The organism is Massilia sp. BAP21 (assembly GCF_057801335.1).
On sequence record NZ_CM173596.1, the window covers coordinates 326688 to 351244 of the forward strand.

General features: G+C 55.7%; 19 protein-coding genes and 1 pseudogene. 12 read left to right on the forward strand and 8 right to left on the reverse strand.

The genetic code is table 11. The features are described from left to right. Window positions 1–88: 88 nt before the first annotated feature. Together maiA and ACWYRN_RS01490 are read right to left on the reverse strand one after the other, a co-directional pair. Entirely contained in the window at window positions 89–733 is a 645-nt protein-coding gene (gene maiA, locus ACWYRN_RS01485) for a maleylacetoacetate isomerase (protein WP_488690799.1), read from the reverse strand. Continuing rightward, window positions 730–1755 carry a fumarylacetoacetate hydrolase family protein gene (locus ACWYRN_RS01490; protein WP_488690800.1) on the reverse strand — a complete coding sequence of 342 codons (1026 nt, stop codon included), beginning with the start codon at window positions 1753–1755 and terminating at the stop codon, window positions 730–732. Before ACWYRN_RS01490 ends, maiA begins: the two co-directional genes overlap by 4 nt. Window positions 1756–1848: 93 nt before the next feature. Between ACWYRN_RS01490 and ACWYRN_RS01495 the strand changes: the two genes are divergently transcribed. The 4 genes from ACWYRN_RS01495 (at window position 1849) to ACWYRN_RS01510 (ending at window position 4382) form a co-directional block, all read left to right on the forward strand. Beyond that, complete coding sequence (locus ACWYRN_RS01495) at window positions 1849–2763, forward strand: LysR family transcriptional regulator (RefSeq protein ID WP_488690801.1); 915 nt, start codon at window positions 1849–1851, stop codon at window positions 2761–2763. Between the two features lie 67 nt (window positions 2764–2830). Then, window positions 2831–3424, forward strand: a complete 594-nt coding sequence (locus ACWYRN_RS01500; RefSeq protein WP_488690803.1) for a gamma-glutamylcyclotransferase — start codon at window positions 2831–2833, stop codon at window positions 3422–3424. Between the two features lie 65 nt (window positions 3425–3489). Further along, complete coding sequence (locus tag ACWYRN_RS01505; RefSeq protein ID WP_488690805.1) at window positions 3490–3912, forward strand: hypothetical protein; 423 nt, start codon at window positions 3490–3492, stop codon at window positions 3910–3912. Beyond that, complete coding sequence (locus ACWYRN_RS01510; protein WP_488690806.1) at window positions 3909–4382, forward strand: hypothetical protein; 474 nt, start codon at window positions 3909–3911, stop codon at window positions 4380–4382. The genes ACWYRN_RS01505 and ACWYRN_RS01510 overlap by 4 nt, the downstream gene beginning before the upstream one ends. A 31-nt stretch (window positions 4383–4413) precedes the next feature. Here ACWYRN_RS01510 and lpxD read toward each other — a convergent pair whose 3' ends face one another. From lpxD to ACWYRN_RS01525, 3 genes and pseudogenes are all read right to left on the reverse strand, one after another. Then, window positions 4414–5463, reverse strand: coding sequence for a UDP-3-O-(3-hydroxymyristoyl)glucosamine N-acyltransferase (lpxD, locus tag ACWYRN_RS01515; protein ID WP_488690808.1), 1050 nt, complete (start codon window positions 5461–5463; stop codon window positions 4414–4416). A gap of 170 nt (window positions 5464–5633) precedes the next feature. Further along, window positions 5634–6536 (reverse strand): annotated as a pseudogene (locus tag ACWYRN_RS01520) (PA0069 family radical SAM protein); the annotation flags it as partial. Between the two features lie 199 nt (window positions 6537–6735). Beyond that, window positions 6736–6945: a helix-turn-helix transcriptional regulator gene (locus tag ACWYRN_RS01525; protein ID WP_488690809.1), complete on the reverse strand. Its 210-nt coding sequence runs from the start codon at window positions 6943–6945 to the stop codon at window positions 6736–6738. 355 nt (window positions 6946–7300) lie between these two features. Here ACWYRN_RS01525 and ACWYRN_RS01530 point away from each other — a divergent pair, with 355 nt between their 5' ends. The 4 genes from ACWYRN_RS01530 (at window position 7301) to ACWYRN_RS01545 (ending at window position 14181) form a co-directional block, all read left to right on the forward strand. After that, complete coding sequence (locus tag ACWYRN_RS01530) at window positions 7301–7597, forward strand: H-NS histone family protein (protein WP_488690810.1); 297 nt, start codon at window positions 7301–7303, stop codon at window positions 7595–7597. Window positions 7598–10690: 3093 nt separating this feature from the next. Next, on the forward strand, window positions 10691–12226 hold the full coding sequence (locus ACWYRN_RS01535) for a sensor domain-containing diguanylate cyclase (RefSeq protein WP_488690811.1): 1536 nt from the start codon (window positions 10691–10693) through the stop codon (window positions 12224–12226). A gap of 75 nt (window positions 12227–12301) precedes the next feature. Beyond that, window positions 12302–13324, forward strand: a complete 1023-nt coding sequence (locus tag ACWYRN_RS01540; protein ID WP_488690813.1) for a cyclic GMP-AMP synthase DncV-like nucleotidyltransferase — start codon at window positions 12302–12304, stop codon at window positions 13322–13324. 581 nt (window positions 13325–13905) lie between these two features. After that, the gene (locus tag ACWYRN_RS01545; protein ID WP_488690815.1) at window positions 13906–14181 is read left to right on the forward strand and encodes a TehB-like domain-containing protein; all 276 of its coding nucleotides are present in this window, start codon (window positions 13906–13908) and stop codon (window positions 14179–14181) included. A 1195-nt stretch (window positions 14182–15376) separates the two neighbouring features. Here ACWYRN_RS01545 and ACWYRN_RS01550 read toward each other — a convergent pair. Beyond that, a complete protein-coding gene (locus ACWYRN_RS01550) occupies window positions 15377–16540 on the reverse strand; it encodes a hypothetical protein (RefSeq protein WP_488690816.1) in 1164 nt (387 codons plus the stop codon). Window positions 16541–17422: 882 nt separating this feature from the next. After that, on the reverse strand, window positions 17423–17884 hold the full coding sequence (locus tag ACWYRN_RS01555) for a hypothetical protein (RefSeq protein ID WP_488690817.1): 462 nt from the start codon (window positions 17882–17884) through the stop codon (window positions 17423–17425). A gap of 416 nt (window positions 17885–18300) precedes the next feature. Here ACWYRN_RS01555 and ACWYRN_RS01560 point away from each other — a divergent pair, with 416 nt between their 5' ends. From ACWYRN_RS01560 to ACWYRN_RS01570, 3 genes are all read left to right on the forward strand, one after another. Beyond that, entirely contained in the window at window positions 18301–19305 is a 1005-nt protein-coding gene (locus ACWYRN_RS01560; protein WP_488690819.1) for a nucleotidyltransferase domain-containing protein, read from the forward strand. 201 nt (window positions 19306–19506) lie between these two features. Continuing rightward, window positions 19507–20994, forward strand: coding sequence for a ThiF family adenylyltransferase (locus ACWYRN_RS01565; protein WP_488690820.1), 1488 nt, complete (start codon window positions 19507–19509; stop codon window positions 20992–20994). A gap of 62 nt (window positions 20995–21056) precedes the next feature. Further along, window positions 21057–21464: a Mov34/MPN/PAD-1 family protein gene (locus ACWYRN_RS01570; RefSeq protein ID WP_488692758.1), complete on the forward strand. Its 408-nt coding sequence runs from the start codon at window positions 21057–21059 to the stop codon at window positions 21462–21464. A 619-nt stretch (window positions 21465–22083) separates the two neighbouring features. Here the strand turns inward: ACWYRN_RS01570 and ACWYRN_RS01575 are convergent. Next, on the reverse strand, window positions 22084–23178 hold the full coding sequence (locus ACWYRN_RS01575) for an SAVED domain-containing protein (RefSeq protein WP_488690821.1): 1095 nt from the start codon (window positions 23176–23178) through the stop codon (window positions 22084–22086). A gap of 650 nt (window positions 23179–23828) precedes the next feature. Here ACWYRN_RS01575 and ACWYRN_RS01580 point away from each other — a divergent pair. Then, window positions 23829–24551: a c-type cytochrome gene (locus tag ACWYRN_RS01580; protein WP_488690823.1), complete on the forward strand. Its 723-nt coding sequence runs from the start codon at window positions 23829–23831 to the stop codon at window positions 24549–24551. Window positions 24552–24557: the final 6 nt, after the last annotated feature.

The following is a 24557-nucleotide window of genomic DNA, read 5'->3' on the forward strand; positions in this document are numbered from 1 at the left end:
GGGCCGCACAAGCGGCAGCGATCGACGCGTGGGCGGCGGACCCGGCAACGATGATCATCGTACCGGGTGGAGCCGACCACCCTACCGATTACTCCGCATCGGGCTGCTTCGAAGGATGGGCGGCGTCGAAGGCCGGCAGCGCGATGCAGTGGGCGTGGATGCGCGCGATGTTCGGATAATCGCTTACCTCGATGCCGAAGCGCTGGGCATTGAAGACCTGCGGCACCAGGAAGCAGTCGGCCATGGTCGGCGAGGCGCCGTGGCTGAAGGGGCCGGCAGCCGGGTCGCGCGCCAGGTGGGCTTCGAGGCCAGCCAGGCCTTCGCGAATCCAGTGCTGGATCCACTCGATCTTGGCTTCCTCGCTCAGTTTCAGTTCGCCCACCAGGTGGCGCAGCACGCGCAGATTGTTCAGCGGGTGAATGTCGCAGGCGATGATCTGCGCCAGCTCGCGCACGCGGGCGCGGCCCGGGGCGTCGCTCGGCATCAGCGGCACGGCCGGGAAGCGCTCGTCGAGGTATTCGATGATCGCCATCGACTGGGTCAGCGTGATGCGGTCGTCCTGGAAGGCCGGCACCAGGCCGCTCGGATTGATCTTGCGGTATTCCTCCTGGCGCTGCTGGCCGCCGTCCTTAAGCAGGTGCACCGGCACCGCGTCGTAGGTCAGGCCCTTCAGGTTCAGCGCGATCCGCACCCGGTAGGCTGCCGAGCTGCGGAAATACGTGTAGAGCTTCATTCCTTCCTCCCGTGGTAGTGCGCGACTTCGTGGTCGATGGCGCCGAAGATGCTGGCACCGGTGACGTCCAGCATCTCGATGCGCACGCTGTCGCCGAAGCGCAGGAACGGCGTTTTCGGCGCCCCGTGTTCGATGGTTTCGTACATCCGCACCTCGGCCAGGCAGCAGTAGCCGACGCCGCCGTTGGCAATGCTCGATCCATGCAAATTGCCCTGCTTGTTCGACACCGTGCCGGAACCGATGATGCTGCCCGCGCCCAGTTCGCGCGTCTTGGCGGCGTGGGCGATCAATTGGGCGAAGCTGAAGGTCATGTCTTCGCCGGCGTTCGGCTTGCCGAAGAGTTGATCGTTCAGGGTGACGCGCAGCGGCAGGTGCAGTTTCGAATCGGCCCAGGCCTCGCCGAGCTCGTCTGGCGTGACGGCGACTGGCGAGAAGGCGCTGGCCGGCTTCGACTGGTAGAAACCGAAGCCCTTGGCCAGTTCGCCCGGAATCAGGTTGCGCAGCGAGACGTCGTTGACCAGCATCACCAGGCGGATCGATTCGGCTGCCTGTTCGATGCTGGCACCCATCGGCACGTCGCCGGTCACGACCGCCACTTCGGCTTCCAGGTCGACGCCCCACTCTTCCGACAGCACGGCGATCGGGTCGCAAGGGCCGATGAAGGCGTCGCCGCCGCCCTGGTACATTAGCGGATCGGTATAGAACGAAGCCGGCACCTCGGCGTTACGCGCCTTGCGCACCAGCTCGACGTGGTTGATGTAGGCCGAACCGTCGGCCCACTGGTAGGCGCGCGGCAGCGGCGAATGGCATTCCATCTCGATAAAGGAGTCGGCCGCGTCGGCCGTGCCGTCGTTCAATTGATCATAGACAGTTTGCAGTTGGGGGGCGACGCGGTCCCAGTCGTCCAGGGCGGCCTGCAGGGTGCGGGCGATCTCCGGGACGGCCTGGCAGGTGACCAGGTCACGGCTGACGACCACCAGCGTACCGTCGCGGCCGCCGGATTTGAGAGTGGCGAGTTTCATGGCGTTCCTTTGTTTTGCATTGTTGCCGCCATTAAAGATGAAAACGGACTATCATACAAACAATATTTTCCGGCTCATTTATCGGATTATCTTATGAATCCCACCCTGCGCCAGATGCGGGCCTTCGTCGCGCTCGCCAAGACAGGCAACTTTACGCTGGCGGCGCAATACATGCACGTCACGCAATCAGCATTGTCCGGTTTGATCAAGGAACTCGAACAAACCCTGAACGCCCGCGTGGTCGACCGCTCCACCCGCAAGATCACCCTGACCGACATCGGCCGCGAGCTGTATCCGCTATTTAGCCAGATGATCGACGATCTCGACGGTGCGCTGGCGAACGTGGCGGACCACACGCAGCTGCGAAAAGGCATTGTCCGCATTACCGCGCCGCAACTGATGTGCTGCACCCTGCTGCCCGAAGCCATCGCCGCCTACCGGACCAATCAGCCCGACATCGAAGTGCGCATCGCCGACAGCGAGGTCGACGGCGTGATCGCGCGCGTGCTCTCGGGCGAATCCGACATCGGCATCGGCCCCGAGCGCGAACCGCTGCCCCAGCTGGAAGCACGCGAACTGTTCGAGATGCCGTTCGCCCTGGTCTTTCCGCAAGGCCACCCGCTGGACGCCGCCGAGCGCGTGACCTGGCAGGACGTAACGCGCTACCCCTTCATCGCCCTGCAAGGGCAATTTACCGAGCGCCTGCTGGCCGACATGCATGCCGTGCTGCGCGAAGTGCCGCTGAAACCGGCGAACGAAGTCACTTTCATGACCACCGCCCTGGCGATGGTCAGCGCCGGCCTCGGCATTACGGTCTGCCTGCCCTACGCCGAGCCACTGGCGCGCCTGTACCAGCTGCGCATGCGCCCGCTCGAGGAACCGGTGCTGACGCGGCGCTTCTACGTCTACACCCGCGCCGGGCGTTCGCTGTCGCCGGCGGCGGAAAGTTTCATCGATTTCCTGTTTCCGTATGTGGCGTCGAAACGCCGGGCCGTCGGGGGCGGCTGACCAGCCGCCTGCCCGCTTTTCCCAGCTGCGCTAGAATCGGGCGATCCTCTTTACCAGGTTCGTACCGATGTCGCACAACACCATCGCCATCAACCAGCGCATGGACAGGTTCAACAGCCACGCCAGCGTCTGGCTGTTCGGCTACGGCTCGCTGATCTATAAAGCCGACTTTCCCTTCCTCGAACGCCGCCCGGCCAGCATCACGGGCTGGACGCGCCGCTTCTGGCAGGGCTCGCACGACCACCGCGGCACCGAAGCCGCCCCCGGGCGCGTGGTGACGCTGGTGCCGGATGCGCAGGCCATCTGCCACGGCATGGCCTACCTGGTCACGCCCGAGGAATTCGCCCACCTCGACCACCGCGAAAAGAACGGCTACCTGCGCCTGGCCACCGAGATCCGCTTCGAGGACGGCAGCAGCGCCGAGGGACTGGTGTACATCGCCACCCACGAAAACGCCGCCTTCCTTGGGCCGGCCAGCGAGCAGGCCATCGCGCGCCAGATCGCTGCCTCGCGCGGTCCGAGCGGGCCGAACAGCGAGTACCTGCTGGAACTGGCCAAGGCCCTGCGCGAGCTGGGCAAGGACGATCCGCACGTGTTCGAAATCGAGCGGCACCTGATGAAACTGGCCCCCTCTCCGGTGAAGGTTGTCGCGCGAACTTAAGTGTCCCTTTCCTGCTCAAAGCAGAGTAGCGATTGCACTCTGCCGCAGGTCTTTCGGGGAACATCGTGCGCAAATGGATCATCAGCGTGTGCTTGCCGCTGGCTTGCCTGCCCGTGCTGGCGCAGGACGGCGCGAGCGGCATGAGCAGCAGCCGTCAACTCGAATCCGCCGGTAACTTCCGGGTGCTGGTGCCGAAGGACCTGCCTGAGGAAAATCGTGAGGAAACGAGACGGCTGCTCAAGCAACTGCAGCAAGCTTGCCCTTCCTGCTCCGACGGCGGCACGGTTGGCACCACCGGCGGGGGCGTCATCATTGGCCCTGGATTGAACCGCCAGCCAGCCAGACCGTTATGGCCGACCGGCAGCGAAACAGCAAAGGACACTTACCTCACACCCTACGTCACCATCCCGCGCAGCGAATACCGGGAACTGAGAGCGACCGCCGACAAATACAACGCCTTGCTGAAAAAGCTGGAGACTGCGCCATGAAAGCCGCTCACTTCCTCGCCATCCTGCTCCTGGCGCCGCTGTTTTTCTGGCTGCATCCGGCGCAAGCCCAGAACCCCTATGTGGAATACCGGGCGCGCACCTATGCCATCCAGGAAGCCTACCTGAAGCGAGTGACCGAGCATCAGGTGCGGGTGATGGAAGACTTCGAGAAAAAGCTGGAACAACAGAAGTGGCAAACTACCGTGGTGTCGATCATGGTGGTCGTCATGGTCGGCTGCGGCGTGGCCCTGAGCGCACTGCAGTTCTATTCCGACTTCCGCAGCCGGGGCCAATCCAGCATGACCCTGAAGATTGGCTCCGGCAGTTTCGAATTGAGCAGTACGGTCATCGGCCTGGTGATCCTGGCAATGAGCTTCTGGTTCTTCCAGACCTACATCGATCGCGTGTATGCAATCAACATTACCACCCTGCAGCCGCTGGATGTGACGACGTTCGGGCTGAACGGGTAAGGCAGCCAGGCCGCGTGCCACACCCACCGCTTTACTTACCTTCGCTCAGTGCCCGGACTGCTTTTTCGAGCGCGCGCACCTTCTCGCGCATGCTCGACAAATTGCGCACCAGCACCGCATTGCGTTCCCACTCCGCATTCCTGGCAACCGGGAAGTAACCGGTATAGCGACCCGGCTCGGTGAGCGAATTCGGCACCATGGTGGCGGCCGTTACGTGGACGTTGTCGACGATCTCGATGTGGCCATTGATCATGGCCGCGCCGCCGAAGGTGCAATGCTTGCCGATGTTGGCGCTGCCGGCCACGCCCACGCAGCCGGCCATGGCCGTGTGTGCGCCGATGCGGCAGTTGTGGCCGATCTGGATGAGATTGTCGAGCTTGACCCCGTCTTCGATGACGGTATCGTCCAGCGCGCCGCGGTCGACCGTGGTATTCGAGCCGATATCGACGTCGTCGCCGATCACCACGCGCCCGGTTTGCGGAATCTTGATGTAGCTGCCGCCGTCCACCGCAAAGCCGAAGCCGTCGCCGCCGATGACGGCGCCCGAGTGGACGATGCCGCGCGCGCCGATGATGCAGCGGGCGTGGAAGGTGACGTTGGCAAAGAAATGCGTGTCTTCGCCGACAACCGCCTCGCGCCCGATGTAGCAGCCGGCGTCGATGACGGCGCCGGCCTTGACGATGGCTCCCGCCTCGACCGTGACATGGGAACCGAGATGGGCGCTGGCGTCGACCCGGGCGCTGTGGTGCACGAAGGCCGTCGGATGCACGCCGGGCTCGGGCGCAGGCGTGCCCAGGGCCACGAAGAATTGCGCCGCGCGTGCGAACCAGGCATACGGATTGGCGGTGACGATGCGCGCGCCCTCGTAGCTGGCCGCCACCTCGGGCTCGTCGCCCGGCGCGAGGATGAGCGCCGCAGCCCGGCTGAGCGCCGCAAGGGAACGCAGCTTGCTGTTGCTCAGGAAGCTGATCTCGGATGCGCCGGCACGGTCGAGCGGCGCGATGGCCGTGACTTCGATGCCGGGGTCGCCTGTCAGCTGGCCGCCGAAACGTTCGATCAGTTCGCCCAGACGGATAGCCATGTTGTTCGCCACGGTCACGCTCCTCGCAGATGATCGTCGATCAATCCGGATTGGACACCCAGCCCAACCCGGCAGTTCCGCAACTGGCCAGGCGCATCGGTCTGTCAATCATCGGCCGCGCATCAGTTCGACCTCAGCCAGGCACCAGCTGTGTCAATATAGAACGCTGATCAGAACAAGTCCAGCTGTCCAGCTCCCGATTTAGCGCCTTTTGCAACGCCCTTTCCAGCGCCCTTGCCCGCCGCCGCCGGCACCACCAGCGGCCGCCGGAACTGCGACGTATCGAGCCGCTCGAAGCGCCCGCGCAACGCACCCAGCCCCATGCGCTCGACGGTTTTATTGAAGCGCTGGCGGATCAGGTCGGACCAGACGCCCTCGCCATGCATGCGCCTGGAAAAGTCGGCATCCTAATCCTTGCCGCCGCGCATGTCGCGGATGCGGTTCATCACGCGCCCGGCGCGCTCCGGGAAGTGGGTCTCCAGCCATTGCTGGAACAACGGGTTGACTTCCCAGGGCAGGCGCAGCACCGTGTAGTGGGCGCTGACGGCGCCGGCGTCGCGCGCCGCCTCCAGGATGCGTTCGATTTCCGGTTCGGTCACGAAGGGGATGATCGGCGCCACGCTCACGCTGACCGGAATGCCGGCATCGGTGAGCGTGCGGATGGCGCGCAGGCGCCGCGCCGGGGCCGCCGCGCGCGGCTCCAGGGTGCGCGAGATGTCGGAATCGAGCGTGGTGAGGGTGATGGCGGCGCAGGCCAGCGAACGCTCGGCCATCGGCGCCAGCAAATCGATGTCGCGCTCGATCAGCGCGGACTTGGTGACCAGCCCGACCGGATGCCGGCATTCGTGCAGGACTTCCAGCACTTCGCGCGTGAGGCGGCGCTCGCGCTCGCAGGGCTGGTAGGCGTCGGTGTTCACGCCGATGGCGATGTGCTCGGGCTTGTACCCGGGATGCGCGAGTTCGCGGCGCAGCAGCTCGGCCGCATTCACCTTGGCGAAGATGCGGGTCTCGAAGTCCAGCCCGGGCGACAGGCCGAGGTAGCTGTGCGTCGGCCGCGCAAAACAATAAATGCAGCTATCTTTTATGTGGACATTAACTGTTCACCGCAGTCAGCCCGTCATAAGTGAAAAATGGCTAAGCGAAGGGAAACAATGTTCATGAACACTCGGGCCCGCAAACTGTACTTGACCGTCTCCGCCGCAGGCGTACAACGAGACTCAGGTAGCTGTGCTATGGGGTCACGTAGCGACTGCCTTCTGACCCGAAGTTGCTCTAATTTTTGGAGCGATGTGGTCCGAACATTGCTACTTGTTCCTCCAGCCAGACCTCGACGTCAGCGCGACGCCATCGAAGCATCTTGGTGCCGGGGATGTGCATTTTGGACGGAACGTTTCTCGCAGCAAGCCTGAGATTTCGTCGGATGGTGGTCGAGCTGGTTCCAAGCAATTCGGCTAGCTCATCAATATCAAGGTAATTCGGCATCGCAATAGATTCCGCAGCGCTAAACTGTCAGCTTCCACGACAGTATTTTTGAAAACTCGTATAGCGCATGCGTTTATACCTGCGAACAAATATGTTTGGGAACGAATAATGCGTTTTCCAACTTAAGCCTCTGTGTGACGCGCTGCTTGAGCACGTACCAGGCCTACACCCCAACCACGAAACCTGAATACAAATGGCGAAGGGCCAGAGAAACAACGCTTTGCCTCATGCATCCCAGTGGCTACGTTGTACCTCATTGTTCTTTTTCGAACACCGTTGTAACCATTACTGCATCTGGTCGTTCTGTGCTATATTTCCTGGCGGTTTCACCTTAACCTAATTGAAGAGTGAAGAAATGCCGACATACAAGGACTATCAAAAACAAATCGCCGAATTGCAAACGCTTGCTGAGCAGGCCCGACAAGCCGAGATTGCGGAGGCGAAAGCGCGTATTAGAGAACTAATGGCCGCCAACGGATTAACCGCCGAGGATTTGCAAGAATCGAAGGGTGCGCCTGCCGTAAAGAAGGGCGCCGTCGAGGCAAAATATAAAGACCCGGCGTCGGGCCAGACATGGACAGGCCGCGGTCGCGCTCCTCGTTGGCTTGATGGCAAAAACAAAGAAGAATTCCGAATTCAAAACGCAGGATAAGCGGGCTGATGCTGAGCGGCTGCTGCTATAGGAGAGCTTCTTCCAGTCGCTTCTAGCCTCGGCTGGCGTTCGATTAGTTTGATAGCAAATAGGTTGCGCCAACAAGACCGACTATCGTCACAATAAAGAGCTCGCGGTGTTGCTACCGCGAGCTCTTTAGTTTCCATACTTGCACTCTTCGTGCAAAAGCCAGACTACAGTTAACGTTTGTTGTCGTTTTTGTGAATTTGGCAACTGGCCTCAGCATGCCATTCAAGTGAACCGCTAAGCGTTTGAGTAAACGCACTCAGCAAATTTCGGCAAACTGGCTGAAGTAAAATCCGCAAATTTCTGCCCGCTTTAAAATGCGCTTCAGCCTAACGAGTGAACTGTTGCGCCCAACTTATTGGGTTCACGGACCTGCATGGGTGGCCGGCAAGCAGTATCCTCGCAATAACTTTGCGAGGTACTCCCTCACGCGCGAGAAGGTTTTCGGCTTGGCGTAAGTCAAATTGCTTGATAACTAACGCCGCATTGACGTAGGCGGCATGCACATGATTGCGCCTGCGGCAGCTAGTCGGATGATTGGCTTCCATGAGCTCATCATGAGCCGCATCGCTCTCAAAGACAACTAGGTTTAGCCAATGCTTCGCCTGTACAACATTATCGGGCCAGCTGCTTCCTAATGGCTAGCTGCTCAGTTCGAGTCAGGATGCCTAGACCTCTCAGACGCTCTTGGCCTACCGCTGGTATCGTCGTTCCTGTGCACAACACAGCATAAGAGTATCCGCACGTCCGCTTTTGTCCGCGCCCCCTGCTCATCTCATCAGTAGTGTTGGATAGGCTTCCATCGATGGACGTAACCGAGCACGAAGTGATGTAGGAACGTTTACTCGTGTAAAAAGGTCGTTGAGAGTGTTCGCTACTGCATCTACCAATGTCGGCCGGTCGTTCTCGTTGGCAGCAAAGTCCGAACCTACACTCGCACTACCTCTGCGGTGTGTTGGAGGTTGTCGAGTGATGGGAGCGGGGTCCCGAACTCGATTTGAGAAAACATCTTCGATGTCAACTGTCGCGTCTACTTGCCCTTGAGTCACCCCCGGCCGAGTTCCCGCTCCAAGCTTCGTACGGCCAATCCGAATGCTCAAAACAGGCCGTCAATGGTTTCGACGTCTTGACGCGCGTTTTCTTTCATGAAGACAACGTAGTCAATCTCTTCGCCTCAGAGAGTATGACGCAAAACGATAAATATGTTGATGTGATATGCCGTCTAGCGTAAGATGGCGACCTGGTAGCGTCCGACCATGAAAGTCCTTCGCTGCGCAAAAAAGCTAGCGCGCAGATGCTTCTCCGTCCCCTTCGCGCGACCTTGAAGCTGCCTGTGGCTCGGCCTGCTGTCTGGACTGTACTTACGGACGTCGGAAGCACTGTCAAGGTTGCGCTGACCGGTCGACAGCACGCACACGGGCTTACGACAAAATTTTCACGAAATGCAACTACTGTGTAAGCACAGTCATGAACAAGATGGCGCCCCAATCAGAAGCAAAACCGCAACGGCACAAGCGGTCGAAATACTCTTCGCCAAAGAAATTGTTCGCCTTCGCTAACGCCAAAATCGTTGGCATCTACAAGTGTTCATGTAATTGCGTTCACTATGGAATAACCGAGCAAGATGCTCTCGCTTACGTAGCCAGCACGAACGCCTATTTGTCGTCGCTTGATGACATGGAACTCCGCGTTTCATCTGGTGCTCGCTCTATCTCGGTAGAACGTTTTAGACGATGCTTTTTTTGCTCTGCCCAGGCTAGCGAAATGACCCTCATATCTCAAGACGAGGAACTTTATTCGGTCTCTCATCAACCAGTCATTGTCGACTCGGTGCAAGACGAGATTGTTTAAACCGCAAGCCCAGTTTGTGAATGCTATGGCTTTACGGGCGGGCTTAGACATCTAAGCGCCGCCATCGCCAACGTCGCCGGGCCTAGAAAGCGACGTAGGCGAGCTTTGCTTGCACCGTACTACAAAGGATTCTTCTGTTGGGCACGGGCGGTCGAGCGCGCCGCCGCGTGCTTCCTCACCCGAAAATGCGTCACCTTCTGGTTGACGCTCAGAGTCTGTACGTTCGAACGAAGGCTGCGAACCTGTGTTTATCGCACATAGTTTGTAGACGGCACTTCGTTGCCAGTCTATATCGTCACCAATACTCCGGCAGCGATTACAGAAGCTCACTGTACATCGGATGACACAATCCGATGACGATGCTCAATCCAGCAACGGCGCTCTACACATTTTTGTGCCTTAGCTAGAAGACGCCACAAGCCATCGACGCAACACTAAATTTCTGAGAGGCACAGACACGAGACTAGCAAACTCAGTGTCCTTGTCTCAACTTTTTTGCGACACAAAGTGATTCATGCACAATCCGCAGTGACTTTGCCTCTAGTCGGCTAAACACACAGCACAATCTGAGTAACTTTGTCTTCATCCGCGTCTACGTTACAGTAGCGCTCATGCACAATTTGGCAGTTTTTTCTATCTTTGGACGAAAAATCAGCAGGAATTTGACGAATTTGCTGCTCTAAAATGTGGCATCTCGCGTCTATCAGCGCTCAGCTCGCTTATAGCTAAACCAGCACAAAATTAGTGACTTTGCGTCTCCGCTCACCCTGTCGTCGAAGACCAGCTCGGCATCTGCATAGGACGTTAGCCAGTCAGTAGCCGGCGCAGGGTTGCCTGGCAGTTCTACAAGTGGAATGTTTGCACATGCACTGTAGAGCTTAGTTCGCCGACCGTAGTAGGCGTACAGCTTCGTCAAGACCGTTACTTTATCCGCAGCAGTTCGCCGCCAGAACAGATTTTGCATACGCGCGTACTGGGTGCATGTACAGGTAGCGCATCCAGGCTCTGAGCCCCAGGTACGTGAAGACGCCAAGTCAACGAGGTTCGATGCTAGCACCTCGTGTAACCACGAAGAGCTCGCCGTCTGGTCGTTTCTACGGCGACGACGGATTGCTGTGTTGGTTTTACCCTTCTATTCTCAAGAACAAATTTTTCCTATGGGAACTATCATCTCAAGTAGGTAGAATCGACGTTGCCGCGCGCCGAGATGGGAAAATGACTAAAAATGAAGCAAAAATGCTGAGAAAATCACTGAAGTTTAAAGCAACCTTGTTGGTCGTGCTAATAACTGCCGTAGTAGTAGTCGCTACCGCGTTGGAAATATTTCTAGATTACCGCGACACGGAGCAACGTAGTTATGAGACCGCAACCGATATCACTCGCGTTGTAGAGCGGCAAACACGTGACACAATTACCTATGTCGACCACGGCCTCGAAGCTGTTTCCAACCTGGTTCGCGCGCCTGGAGGCTTAACTGCAATTCGGCAACCGAGCACTTGGAAAGTTTTACGCGCCTACTGCACGACACTCATTGGCTGTAACGCAATAGGAGTCATCGACGCAAATGGCAAAGTCATTACACAAACCCGCAACATAGACGCTGATATCCACGATGTGTTGGACCGGGTATATTTCCAGCGCGCGAAAGCCTCAGGTGGACGCTATATCGATACAGCAATTGTTTCACGCCTTCCTGGTTCCCCTATCCTTTTTACTATCTCCAAACCGGTGTACGGTCGCCACGGCGAACTTCTCGCAGTGGTCGCTATCGGCATGGAAACGAGTCAACTCACATCTTTCTATTCGCTTTTTGGCTTTTCAGTCGCGCCAACCGTTGCTGTGTATAAAGGCGACGGAGGCTTAGTCGCCCGAAATCCTGGTATGGCTAAATATGTTGGAAGAAGCAATGCGAAAAGCAAAATTTTCACAACGCTTTTGCCAATTGCGCCGTTCGGCCCTTTCGACTCGTTGTCTCCAATAGATGGGAAACGACGACTAGCTGCCTACCGTTCTCTTCCCGACTTGGACCTCGTAATATTCTCGGGTATAGAAAGACCTGCAGCATTTGCGCCATGGGAGGCGCGTACTATGCGCAGACTAGCGATTGTCGCAGGGGTTCTGCTTTTGACATGGAGCGCACTTTTTGCTGCATACCGGGTCATTGCCGAGCAATCTCTTTTGCGTAAGGAGAACAGGTATTTAGACGACTTGGTATTTAGGGACCCGCTGACAGGTATCGGCAATCGACGACTTTTCGAACAGACGCTCAAACGTGACTGGGGTAAGCACTGTCGAAGTGGTGCCTCCCTATCAGTCGTGCTCATCGACGTTGATTACTTCAAGTCGTTCAATGACCATTATGGACACCAAGCGGGAGATGAATGCCTGCGCGCGGTCGCAGAAGCTCTCCAAGACAGCCTGCACCGTGAAGGTGATTTGGTGGCTCGCTACGGTGGCGAGGAGTTTGTTGCTGTGCTTGATTGCGACCATGACGGCGCACTCCTCATGGCTGAAAGGATGCGGCATCAAATAGAATCGCTCCAAATTCATCATGCCTGCTCGGAGATTAGTTCAGTGGTCACAGCGAGCTTCGGCGTAGCGAGCACACAGAACACTCGAATGCAAAACGCCGAAACACTCCTGGCCGCAGCCGACGACGCACTTTACGCAGCAAAGAAAAGCGGACGAAACAAGGTTCTCTCTGCGGAGGCGTCGTCTAGCCACCTCATCGCAACTCCTCGCAATACTTGACATTCTGACAGTATGTGAGATGCTGCAATCAATACTTGAGTAACCGAACTTCATTTTTTTGCGCTCTCGCCACGCATGCAACAACTTATTGGTCTCGCCGCCTTAGTTTTCGGCGCCTCGTGGTTAATGGACGGCCGTCGGGAAAAGATGCCTGCGATACAAGCATCCTTCGAACGCTTTCACGACCGCATACGACTTGGCGAAGAAGACGCGAAAGCAAACTTACGGGAGAAGCGGCACATCATCCTTGATGCCCTGCGGAGTCACCTTGCCCCCGAGGTTCCAAACTTTGAGTATTTTCATCAAGGCAGCTATGCCATGCATACGGGTACGGTCCCGCCAGACGGTGACTACGACATCGATGTAGGGCTTGCCTTCGATTGCGCGGCGTCGAAATATCGCGACCCGGTTGCTTTAAAAGTAGCAGTCCGGGACGCACTCGCGAGGAACGGCCGAACCGTGAGCATCCGAAGGGCTTGCGTCACAGCTTATTACTCGCTCGGCGGTCAGCCCAATTACCACGTCGACTTGGCGGTATACATGAAGCGTCCCGACGGCTTGCTTGATATTGCGAAAGGCAAAGAACACTCACGAGCTGAGCATCGATTCTGGGAGAGGTCTGACCCCAAAGGGCTCACGAAGGCTCTCGGGAATCGATTCCAGGATGCAGAACTGCGTCAGTACCGGCGGTGCATCCGTTACTTGAAACGCTGGCGAGACCTCCAGTTTTCATCCGGGGCACCAGTTAGCATCGCTTTAACGGTAGCAGCGTATCGATGGTTTAAGCCTTATCATCATTTCGTCGGCGGAGCCCCACAGGACCTGCTCGCCTTACGACATTGGACGGGTACGATGCTGGACCAGTTCGCAAGCGTTACAACAGCAGAGGGTACGCACAAGCGTTTGCGTGTTGTGTTACCTGTTGAAACTAGGGTCGACGTACTCGAAAAGATGACAAAAATTCAAATGGCTCGCTTTCAGGTTTCGCTGGTTTCGCTACATGAGGCTTTGAACCAGGCCTATGACCAAGCAAAGACGGAAGACTGTTTGCACATTCTCGCTGAGCAGTTTGGCACTGATTTTTTCTGCGACGTATAACAATAATTCCTCGGCCTTCAGTTAGTGCTAAGCATCGGCCTCCTGCGCGGTTGGCAACGTCATTACGATAGCAAGTGAATACTCTTATCTCATTGTAGATTCAACAATGGCTCATCCAAATATCCAAAAACGAGTACTCATCATAGCTAGCAATACTGAGGCAGCAGAGATTTTAAGCATCCTTCTTCGGGCGCACGAATATGATGTCGTGGTGGAGCACGCCGGGTTAAGCGGTTTAACAGTTGCCAAGTCGTATTATCCGGACGCCGTCATCCTTGACTTAGAAACGTCCGCCACGGACAATTATGAAATAGCTGCACGATTAAGGTCAATGTCGGAATTGCGCCGTGTTTACTTAATATCAGTATCAAATAGTAGTAGCGCACCATCTCTAGACGGTGTGTCTCGAATCGATTCCCACTTAAACAAGCCTATAGGGTATAAAATGATTCCCGTACTACTTTCACATCATTTTTTAAATCGAGAAATCGGATAGAGCAAATAGCCTCACTTCAGCACGAAGTCGGTTGTGACCTCGCAGGTTTTGCAAAGAGCGTCTGTGACACAAACAAGGAGAAATCGTGAAGTTGTTACCCGAGTCAGTTCGATTCTATAAAAGCACCCCGGAATTTAACGAAACTAGCGTTCCCGCAGCCCTTCAGCGCGACCATACCACGGCGGCAGGGGTATGGGCAAAGATAACAATCCTCGAAGGCAATCTTGAGTATTGCATAACCGAACCTGCTCCGGAGCAACATCTTTTGAGTGTCGGAGTTGAGGGAATCATTGAACCGCAGATGAGGCACTACGTGAAGATTTCCGGACCAGTGCGTTTCCGTGTCGACTTCTATCGCTGAGCTAAGCGCAGGTGGTTCAACCGGCCACGCCTGGATGGGAAGACGCAATTCTCAAAGACATTCAACCGCATCTGGCGGACACGGCCAACCCAGCATTTCAGCCGCTCTACGGATTACCCATCTCGCCTCGGATTCTGACGTCCAACGAGTCTGGATTAGCCGTGGAAGGTACTGAGCAAGAATTTCGACTTCGGTCATGTGTGAGCGCTTGCCATTCTTTGATTCGACGGAGCTAGCTGACAGTTGCCTGGCGAGGTCTTCACAGATATCCCATCTTTCGTACAACTCGGGAGGAGTTTGTCCAGGAACGTAAAAATGTCCATTCCACTTAGTCATCAATAGTTTCGGTTGCGCTCCCGGTACCGCACCATGGTACTCAGGTTTTGGAAAATCTCGCGGCACCTTAGAGAATAACGCGAGCTCTTCGTCTGGAGCAAAGTCTTCCATATCAGGTGAGATTAATGATTGTTCATTCCGCTACCGTACCGTCACGACGTATTTCAGTCAACAAGAATAATTACTACGGTTAGCCACGAACAATGGGAATATCTAGCTGGCATATCCTCGCTTGCAAAAAATGCTGGCTTTACTGTGCAAAATTATGAATTGCATATTTTACTGTGCATCGAACTTCTATTCTGGTGGACACTTCTCCTTATATTTGGTTAAGTATTGCTGATAAATACGACAGCTGCAGACCAGCGTGCACGCACCGCATCCTACTTCTATATAGAAGTTGCTTCTTTGGACCAAGTTGCCCCATACACTTCGCGCTCACCGCGAAGTTCGCATCTCAGCCCAAAGAGACATGCTAAATGTCACTCGGACATCTCGGTTCACGCAAATGTGCCGAGATTCCAGCCAGACTTCAGGCGGATTTGCCCGCCCCTACCTCACCTCTAGCTGCTTCCCAGTGTGCGTCCGTGGTATCCCGCTTGACGCGCTTACAGATTTTCGGCAGCGGGGTATCGAGCCCTCTCCTCCGATGTAGCGTATACAACGTCGATTTAGCCTTTTGTTTCGTTTACGTCAGCCTCTGTCGCCCTATCGAAGAAGAGCTGAGGCGGAAAGTATCGTACATAGTCAAACGCGCGCTTCATGTCGGTGGCGCCCGCCAGGGTCTCGTCGTCATACGGCGCTCGACGAGTTTGTACAGGGTGTAAGCCGAACAGCCACTGCGTATCTGTCACGTTCTTCAATGGGACTGCGTAGCCTTCATGAGCACAAAGTGCAGCGAGTTCACGCGATATCTTTCAGCCGCCGTAGGCTCCGCATAACGGGCCAGCGATATTGCATCGACGTAGAGGTCTCGCGCTTTTTTCGGCTCTCGGGAGAACACTGCAATACGCGCGTGCATTGCCTTGACTTGATACTCAGCGATGCCATTGTTCGCTTTGACGAAATGCTTGAGCTCTTCAAGTGCTGACAAAGCCTTCTCACGGTCGTCCGACGCCCTTGTGGTCGACTGCCTGCATAGCAGAAGGTCTAGGATAGTGAACGACTCCGGCACGCCCAAGTTTGTGATACGGCTGTTGGACAGTTCTATAAATGGCCGTCTTGCTGTAGCGAGGTCAAAGCCGCGTCCCAAACATGCTGCAATCTCTCGCCGAAACTCGGGCCCGGCCTCTTCTAACAGCAGTGCAATCCAAAACCAAAGCCGATAGCGCGTGTTTTGGTTCATGCCATACAGGTCCCTAATCAGTGGCAATGAGTCATGACGCGGCCTGCTTCTGTCGTTTTCCCATCTGTCCATCAGCCCCTGCACGTCAACAGGGTCTCTGCCTGAGGCTACTGCGGCTTTTGCAACGGAATGTCCTTCAAGCTTTCGAATCCATCTCAACGCTGTTGCAACTGGACTATAACTCCGAGTGCTAGAGGCATCTGGGGACTTCGGAAGCATACGCGACAGGAGGCCCACACCCCACCGTTGCTCAAGCCAGCTCAGGTCCACCGCGATGCGCTGGGCAAAGAAAATCGGGCGGAGAATAGACATAACTTCGCGAGTCTCAATGTTTGCTGCCGAGATAGCTCTGACGAAATCCTCTAAGTAAGAGCGAATATAGTCAGCAAGTCTCTTTGCTACTTCCGCGGCGATTTCCGGTGTCGCCCATGTTCGAGCCAACTCCTTCTCTAGTGCCGAGGCGACGCTAGGCAAATCTTTGGCATTGTTTTTACTCGCATCCGATGGGCTATCCCAATACCTGTAAAAGCGTCGTTTCCCAGTAGCTAGCTGCCTTATGTCGGCATACATAGGGGCCGATTTCGGTATGAGCTTGCTGGCCCTGACGAAGGCTAGAACAAGCGTTTCTACTGAAGGATACCCATAACTGGTCTTCTCCCTGTCCTTCACTGAATCCATCGCTACTTGGTTCCCCTACGATTGTTTTCATTCTTCATTGCTTTCGACATCGCGTCTGCAGCGAACGATTCTTTCTTCACAGTGCCGTCCCCATGCCTCGCAGTAGCGCTGGCCACGCGGCTCGCCGCTTCTATGGTCCAGGGCGTCGTCCACTTCCCCTGAGCTGATTTAGTACTTGCTTTACCGCTGCCATTCTTACCCACGCTTGTATCGTTTGCCGTTGCTGGATGCGTACTCGCTACCGTGCCGCGGACCTGTTTGCCGGCGCCAGGCGGAGTATGCGATGGCCTGGTGGCCTGCACAGTTGGCGCGACCTTAGCCAGGTTCGCTATTGGTCGTTGTGCTGTGGCTCCGGAGGAGACGGCTTTCTTCGCCGTAAGGATTGGTGGTTTGTTATGGCTATGACGGCCGGGTGTTTTGGTAGCGGACATTCGCTTCTCCAGTATAGGGTCGATGAACTCACGCGTCAGTTCGGTGAGGTGTCTGGCCGTACTATAGGATTACGCAACGGGGTCGGATACCGGCAAATCGGGGAATTCTTTTTGTTTTTGTCCGCGAGACAGGCGCTGTGCGACATTGGCCATTCATCGGTGGAAACGACTGGATAGTACGACCGAACGCTCGCTGCTTGTAGAGCACCTTCAAATCGACTTGCCATTTGGGCTCGTACGGTTCGAACTTGCGCTAGGGTGAACCGCGCGGTGGCATCAAGCTGGACCAACGAGCATTTGGCCGTCCCGACGTTTTCGGTTAGCCGACCTGCTGCAAAATTTTTCCAACCTGATTTTGAAGTGTTGCAACGTCTCAGCCAGTGGCATGTTGCACTGGCGCTTTAGAAGGACCGTCCCGTGATTGCTCACGGAGACGGTCGTTAGAAAATGCTCAGCTCGAGACTTCAGGCTCTGGCGAGGACGCTACGGTTTCTTGGACAACAGGAAGATACTTCTCAATTAATCTCGCCAAGGCTTGAGATTCATCTGGAGCCGGAGGTGGGAAGGGGCATTCTGTTGAGAGGCGATTGCGCTGGCTGTGCATGCGACTAATCAAGAGTAGCTCTGCCGCGTGCATGTCCAAACTTTTGCATACGACATAGCCACCGGATACACGGAGTTCGCCTGATGCTCGCACCTCATAGTACTCGAACATCGCTTGGAGCAGTTGCGACAAACCCTCGTACACAGCTCCAAAAGCCGAGTTGGTCAGGCCTGCCTTGGTAAGAACTTCGTATGCTTCTAGGTGCTCGCGGACATTTTGCAAGAGCGCCTGTGCCGCGCCTTTCGTTGCCGGCGCTTGCTCAAAAAAACCTTTGCTAATAAGGGTGTCGAATTCGACTGGTCGTTGCATATATGTCCTCACTATAGAGCAGCTAGGCCTTGCGACCTTAAGCTGTTGTTGTCGTATGAGCAGCTTAAAAGCTGCCAGCTGCCTCATGTAGCGAGTCAATTTATATGCGGCGCCATTGCGCGAACCTGGCCTGCAGTACCTAAGAGGCATATTTCGCGGCGTCGAATTCGTTGACATAGCAGAAGCGACCGCCCTACCCTAACACTCTATCAACATTTGTTATTAACACGGCATCACATACAGACCAACGTGCTCAAACATTTGCCGGGAACCAACACCATCGGGGCACCGAAGCACAGCGTCTTGACGACGATTTTCCCGATGTGTATATTTGTTAGCACTCTCCCTCGACGAGTGCTAATGCATCAAAGCTCGAGGTCTTTCGGCCGTATGGCTGCATCTACTTTGGGCTCAAAATGGCCGCTATCCAGACACAGTTCGAACATTTTCACGCTAGCATCAAGCTCGGCGAGAACGACGAAAAAGCTAACCTCAGGGCGAAGCGCGACACGTTGATTAACGCGCTCGCAGCTCGTCTCCCAGACGACGTACCGGACTTCGACACCTTCCACCAGGGCAGCTATTCTATGCATACCGGGGTGCGACCACTCGACGGCAACTACGATATCGATATAGGCGTAGTGTTCGATTGCACACGTGATACGTATCCCGACCCCGTCCAGCTGAAAAAGAAAATCAGAGATGCGTTGGACACTCATGGCCGAAGCGTCAACATTCGTCGGCCTTGTGTAACTGTTAATTACATGCGCGGTGGCGAAATTGATTACCACGTTGACCTGGCTATCTATGCCAAACGTGCGGACGGGTTCTTGGACCTGGCCAAAGGCAAAGAGCACTCGACGGCCGAGAACCGGGTGTGGGAGGCCTCTGACCCTGAACAACTGACCGAGCTCATCTGCACTCGATTCGAAGGTGCCAATGTGAAGCAGTATCGCCGTTGCATTCGATACCTCAAGCGCTGGCGCCAAGTTCGTTTTTCGTCCGGCGGACCGCTCAGCATTGCTCTTACCGTTGCCGCATACCGCTGGTTTAAGCCTTACCAAACAACCTCTGGAACGATGGTCGACATCGTTGCTTTGCTCGATTGGGTGAACACGATGCTGCAACACTTCTCGTACGTTCTGACCGATGAGGGGTTTTACCCGCGTCTCACTGTCACGCTGCCAACGACCCCATATTCGGACCTGATGCAAGCGATGACCAAGCTTCAGATGGAGAACTTCAAAGCGGAACTCGAGGGACTGCGAGACGCTCTTCAAGCCGCATACGAAGAGACGCTCCCGGAAGAAGCCGCGAAAAAAATGGTAAAGGTTTTCGGTGACGACTTCCCTGTCCCGAGCAAAGCCTCAACCGCCAAAGCTGTCGGAACCGCGTTCATCGGCACCGGGAACTCCGCCTAAATGGACGTGGTATCGCAGTCGCTAGCAGAATGCTTCGCCAAAACACAGGAGCTGTGCGGCGCTGTAGGAGCTAGCGTTGTCGAAGTGACCTCGAGCCGCAACAATTCGTTAGGACTTGACGTCTCGAGGAACGGCAACCAATGGAAGTTGACTGTCGTCTGCGATTGGCCGCCGCTCGGCTCCCTACCCGCGGTGCACCTGGTGGACAACGAGCAATTGTTAGCCCACGTTTCGTGCACGGGCTGGGTTTGCGTAAACGATTCAGAAGCACTTTCAATCGACCTTTCGCGACATGCGGATACGGTCGCTCAAACCGTGGTCGCCACGCTCGACTTGCTGGAGCACTCGTTAGATGACATCAGCCAGGGATACGTCGAGTTCTTCAACGAACTAGAAGGTTACTGGAGCAACCTCCCGGAAACGATTTTGGGGAAGACCGCCGTCGAGGTCGACGAGTGCTCGAGGGTGGTCAGCTCCTACTCCGAGACGGAAGACATCTCCTCTATTCCGTATTTCTTGGAGGTTTCCGCTAAGAAGCCTATTGAGTTCCCCAAAGAGGAAACTTGCGTTCACCGGGCTATTTATGTCGCGCTGGCATCGCCGGTGTTGCCACCGGCGCCGAAGCAATCGCTGACCGTCGACTACCTGCAGAAACTTGCTGATGGGTTTGACTCATCTCAACAGTCTCTTTGGAACACACTGCTCGGCAATAGCCCAGAGGCAGAGCGAGTGGCGCTGCTTGTTTCGATGCCACGCTCGGCCGGCGGCCGCTCACTCATCGGATTTACTTTCGGCGTGATGAATGGTCAGCCTACCCCCGATTCGCCGATTGTCAATTTGTTGATGGTCAGGCATACAGTTAGTCACATGCGGGAGCGAGGTGGCGCTGATTTACGGCTGGGCAGTCGTCATGTAGCGGTCTTCGGCTGTGGCTCAGTAGGTTCAGAAGTTGCTGATGCTTTGGCTACGAGCGGCGTTGGCAAACTTACGTTAGTGGACCCACAATTATTTGCTTCGGATAACGTATTTCGGCATGCGCTTGGGCCCTTTTGGATTGGAACACCCAAGGCCCGAGCGCTTCAAGCTACGCTCCTGACAAGGTATCCAGGAGTTGAGGTCGAGGCTGTTGCGGACAGTGCTTACCGATGGCTGTTATCCAACACGAAAACAGATGTTGACGGCTTTGTGGTCGCCTTGGGTATGCCAACGTTGGAACGTCAGTTAGCTCGAGCACTACGGCAATGCCATCCAAGTGTTCCGGTAGTGCACACGTGGCTAGAACCCCTCGACTTGGGTGGGCACGCGATATTGGTGAACTCGAGCGGTCGTGGTTGCCTAGACTGCTTATACCGTGACGACGAAGGCATTGACTCGCTCTCTTGCAGGACCTCGTATTTGGAACCAGGTCAGACTTTGACTCGCAATTTAACTGGGTGCGCGAGCACCTTTACTCCCTATGGGGCAATCCAGTCACGCCGCACCGCGCTCCTGGCAGCCGAGCAGATGTTGGAAGCTCTCAACGGCGCCGAAATGCCCCAGTACGCTTACTGGACGGGAACAGGTGCCGCAGCTGCCGCTCATGGCTTACGTGTCACTGCGTGGTGGCGCAAAGCAAAGTCGAACAACGCCCCGGATATGACGAGGTCGATGTTCGGAAGCGGCTGCAAGCACTGTAGGGCAACTACATGAGGTTGACTTTTGCGATTACTGCGGACCAGCGACTCATCATCACTGAGGAAGCAGCTGCTCAGATGCGCGCGTTTGCGCAACACTGCTGGTATCAAAGCGAGGCAGGGGGCGTGTTACTTGGACGCCATCTCCTCGAGTCGGAGGACATAGTAATTGATGAGGTTACTACTCCGCAGCGCAAAGATAAGCGCTCCAGATTCGGGTTCTTCCGGTCGACGAGTCATCATCGGTTGGCGCAGGAGAAGTGGAAGCTTTCTAACGAAACGCTTGCATATCTCGGCCTCTGGCATACCCACCCTGAGGATGACCCTTCGCCCAGCGGAGTAGACCGACACGACTGGGAAAAGGCGGTCGAAACACATGCCTTCCACGGTGACCGGCTTTTCTTTCCTATCGTTGGACGAGAACACATCAGGGTCTGGACCAAAAGCAGAACAGAACCGATTCGCGAGCTGACTGTGCTAGCCTAGCCTGCGCGATTCTTCGGTGACGATGTCCACGTCACGGAGCGGCTCGTTATACGACCGTCGAGCTGACCAGACACTCAGGGGGAGGTATGCGCCTCGTTGCATTCCTTGAGGACGGACGCTTAGACAGTTCAGGACGAGGATACAGAGCGCGCCTTATAGACACGCGCGGAGCGCCTGCTTGCTGGAGCTGTTCGCATGCTGGCGGAACCACTCGAACGCAGGCGAATAGTGCCGCGTTACCGGGCCCGGCCTACCTAAACGCGCAAGGCACAGGCGTAAGAAGCCGGGCTCTAAGGCGCGTTTCGTGGCACCTAAACTATGCGTGTGGCTAAATCAACGAAAAGCAAAAAGGCGGCATGTATGCCGCCTTTTGAAGTCAGCTCAAAGCTCTACTTCATAAGGGAAATGGCCATAACAGCGACAATCAAGCCGACGGCCATGGTTGCTACCGAAGCTTCGATGAGCACTCTCTGTGCCCGGTCCTCATCTTTAAGAAATTCTCGAATCAAACGAGCCATTTTGAGTTCCCCTCCTTGCTAGATACATCATTTTGAGTGTTTTGGCACGTTGCCGCAACCGGGCGAGGCTCCCAGTCTCCCGGTTCGCTACAGTTTGAAAGCTAGGCCGTTTCGACAACACTTGCTTGCGGTTTGCCATGGGACGGCACATGCAGGCCCCAGGGATATACCGGCCTAAGTGACCGCTCGTACTGGTACACGATAAGGTCTGGGTGCAGCCGGCGGTCGTAAGACATCCCCATGCGGATTGCCAAGCTTGACGGCGCCGCCAGGAGAAGGTGAATGCGCTTGACGCCTGTGTTCAACAGATGCTGTACAGCATCTCTAAATTCGACGACGAATGCTACCTGTTTTTCCTCAGACCAGAATCTGTCGGTGAGCTTCTCTTCGGCGTCGAGACGAACGACAGGAAAGCTAGGAAAAGCATCAGCAACGTCTTGCTCATCGATATTGTAAGAGCACGAGACAACTAACACGACCTCCGAGCTCGGTATGTTCACGTTCGACACCATCGGACGAAAACGCTTGCCGTCGTCGAGGCCGCGGGGTACCTGCCAAGCCTTAAAATCACGCTGCCAATCAAAGATTGTGACGTTGGATTCGTCGTCTAACAGGACCCCGGCAAGGAAGAGCGCAGGCACTGCAGCGAGTCCACCAACCGCTACAAACACATCGGAGGAATCCCGACCTGCCGAGTGGCTTTCAATCATTGTCATCAAGGTGGCGAGCTTCTCCAGTACCAGTTGCCTGTCAACGAGGTCACCACTTCGCTTTGGACGAAAATCAAGAATTATCGAATGACGCTGCCCCAAAAAATCGCGCATGACGACGTCTCTTGCAGGGGTGTCGGGCCCCCCATGAAGACCCTTTAGCTCCACTACTAACAGAAGCTGACGCCGCTCCTTCTTGATATCCAGGGCAACCTGACGTACCAACAAGGCAACACCCAGAAAAATCAACCCAGCTCCAAGCAAGTATGCCCCGTTTACAGCAAGCGCAGGCAACCCTCCAGATGTGCCCACATGGACATTGAAAGATGAGTCATCACTTTTGTATTCAGCCCCGAAAACGATGTCCGCGCCGAGTGCAGTCACCAGGATTGCTGCACCATACTTCAAGAGTTGTAGGCCAAGTGAGCGAGGCCGAAAGACCCACTCTATGCCGCGGTCGACGAATTTGTAAAACAGCTGAATCATGTTGATGCTCGAGTGCAGGCCAGAGAGTCCGTAACTCTGCCGTAGGCGTCTCGTCCTGACAAGCACATTATGCTGTTGAGAGCTATCCTCACCTCACAAATCGCCTTCACCACTTCGTACACCCCATGTCATCAGGCAGAAGCGTGCGTAACCTCGTCGAACCTAAACAGGGGAACTTGCCGCTACATGCGCGCTACTGTTGGAAGGATGCAAGAATTGAGCTCGACATTACGTTGACTCTTGTCAAACCACCAAACGTCTGACGCTTTTCTGTTCACGCAAAAAAAAGAAAGCCCTGGCAAGAGCTTTCAAAGCGGAACGAATGGATAGAAACTGAATGGTGAAGGTCATTGTGCCTCACAACAGACAGAGCGTCTACCGTTCGCAGGCTATGCGCTACGCAGGGTTCTATTTCATTCTTGACGTACCAAAGCGCCTAATGATGGAAACATAAATGTGATAAAAGAAAGACGAACTGGAATGTATGCACAACCAATTGTGCGCTATCAAAGTCAGGATATACTCAACGCAATGATTTCAAAATGACACTCTTCGTCACAAGTTGCCAACGAGCATGAACCTTTATCGCATTGATGCTTTCGGGCAAAAGTGTTTGATGTAGGCTCTTCTGTGGAATCGCGAGCATATTTATGAAATTAATAGCAACGTCCTGTTTGGGAGCATTTCTTCTTTGTATAGTCTGGTCTGCCCATGGACAAATACGGACTTCGGACGCTACCCCCGCTTTCAAGAAGCTAGACTCTGTAGAGGCACGCGTCCAAGGTTGCGTGACGTGCCACGGCCAACAGGGACAAGGAACCGCAAATGGCTACTTCCCCCGAATTGCGGGTAAGCCCGCAGGATATCTCTACAATCAGCTCATCGCCTTCCGTAATGGCACCAGGAGCTATCCGCCGATGAATTACCTAGTGGCGTATCTTCCGGATGCTTACCTCAAAGAAATGGCCGAACACTTTGCTGCTCAGAGACCTGCCTACAACAATCAAGAACGACCTGTTCAGGATGCTGCTGCGGCCGCACGTGGGCAGATGCTCGTCACCACTGGAGACGCGAAGAAGGGATTACCCGCCTGTATTGCATGCCATGGCGCGAATCTGACAGGGATGGAACCGGGCATTCCAGGCTTGGCCGGCCTACGTCCAGCATACGTCGTGGGTCAACTTACTAGATGGAAAGTCGGTGAGCGCCGGGCAGCGGAGCCGGACTGCATGAAACGCATTGCGTCTCGCCTTACCGACGAAGACATCTCTGCGGTAGCCGGCTATCTTGCGCAAATAACGCCGCCGGCTAATGCGTCGCCGGAACCCTCCAATTTAGTCCGAATGCCATTTGCATGTGGCAGCCAACGGTAGGTGTCT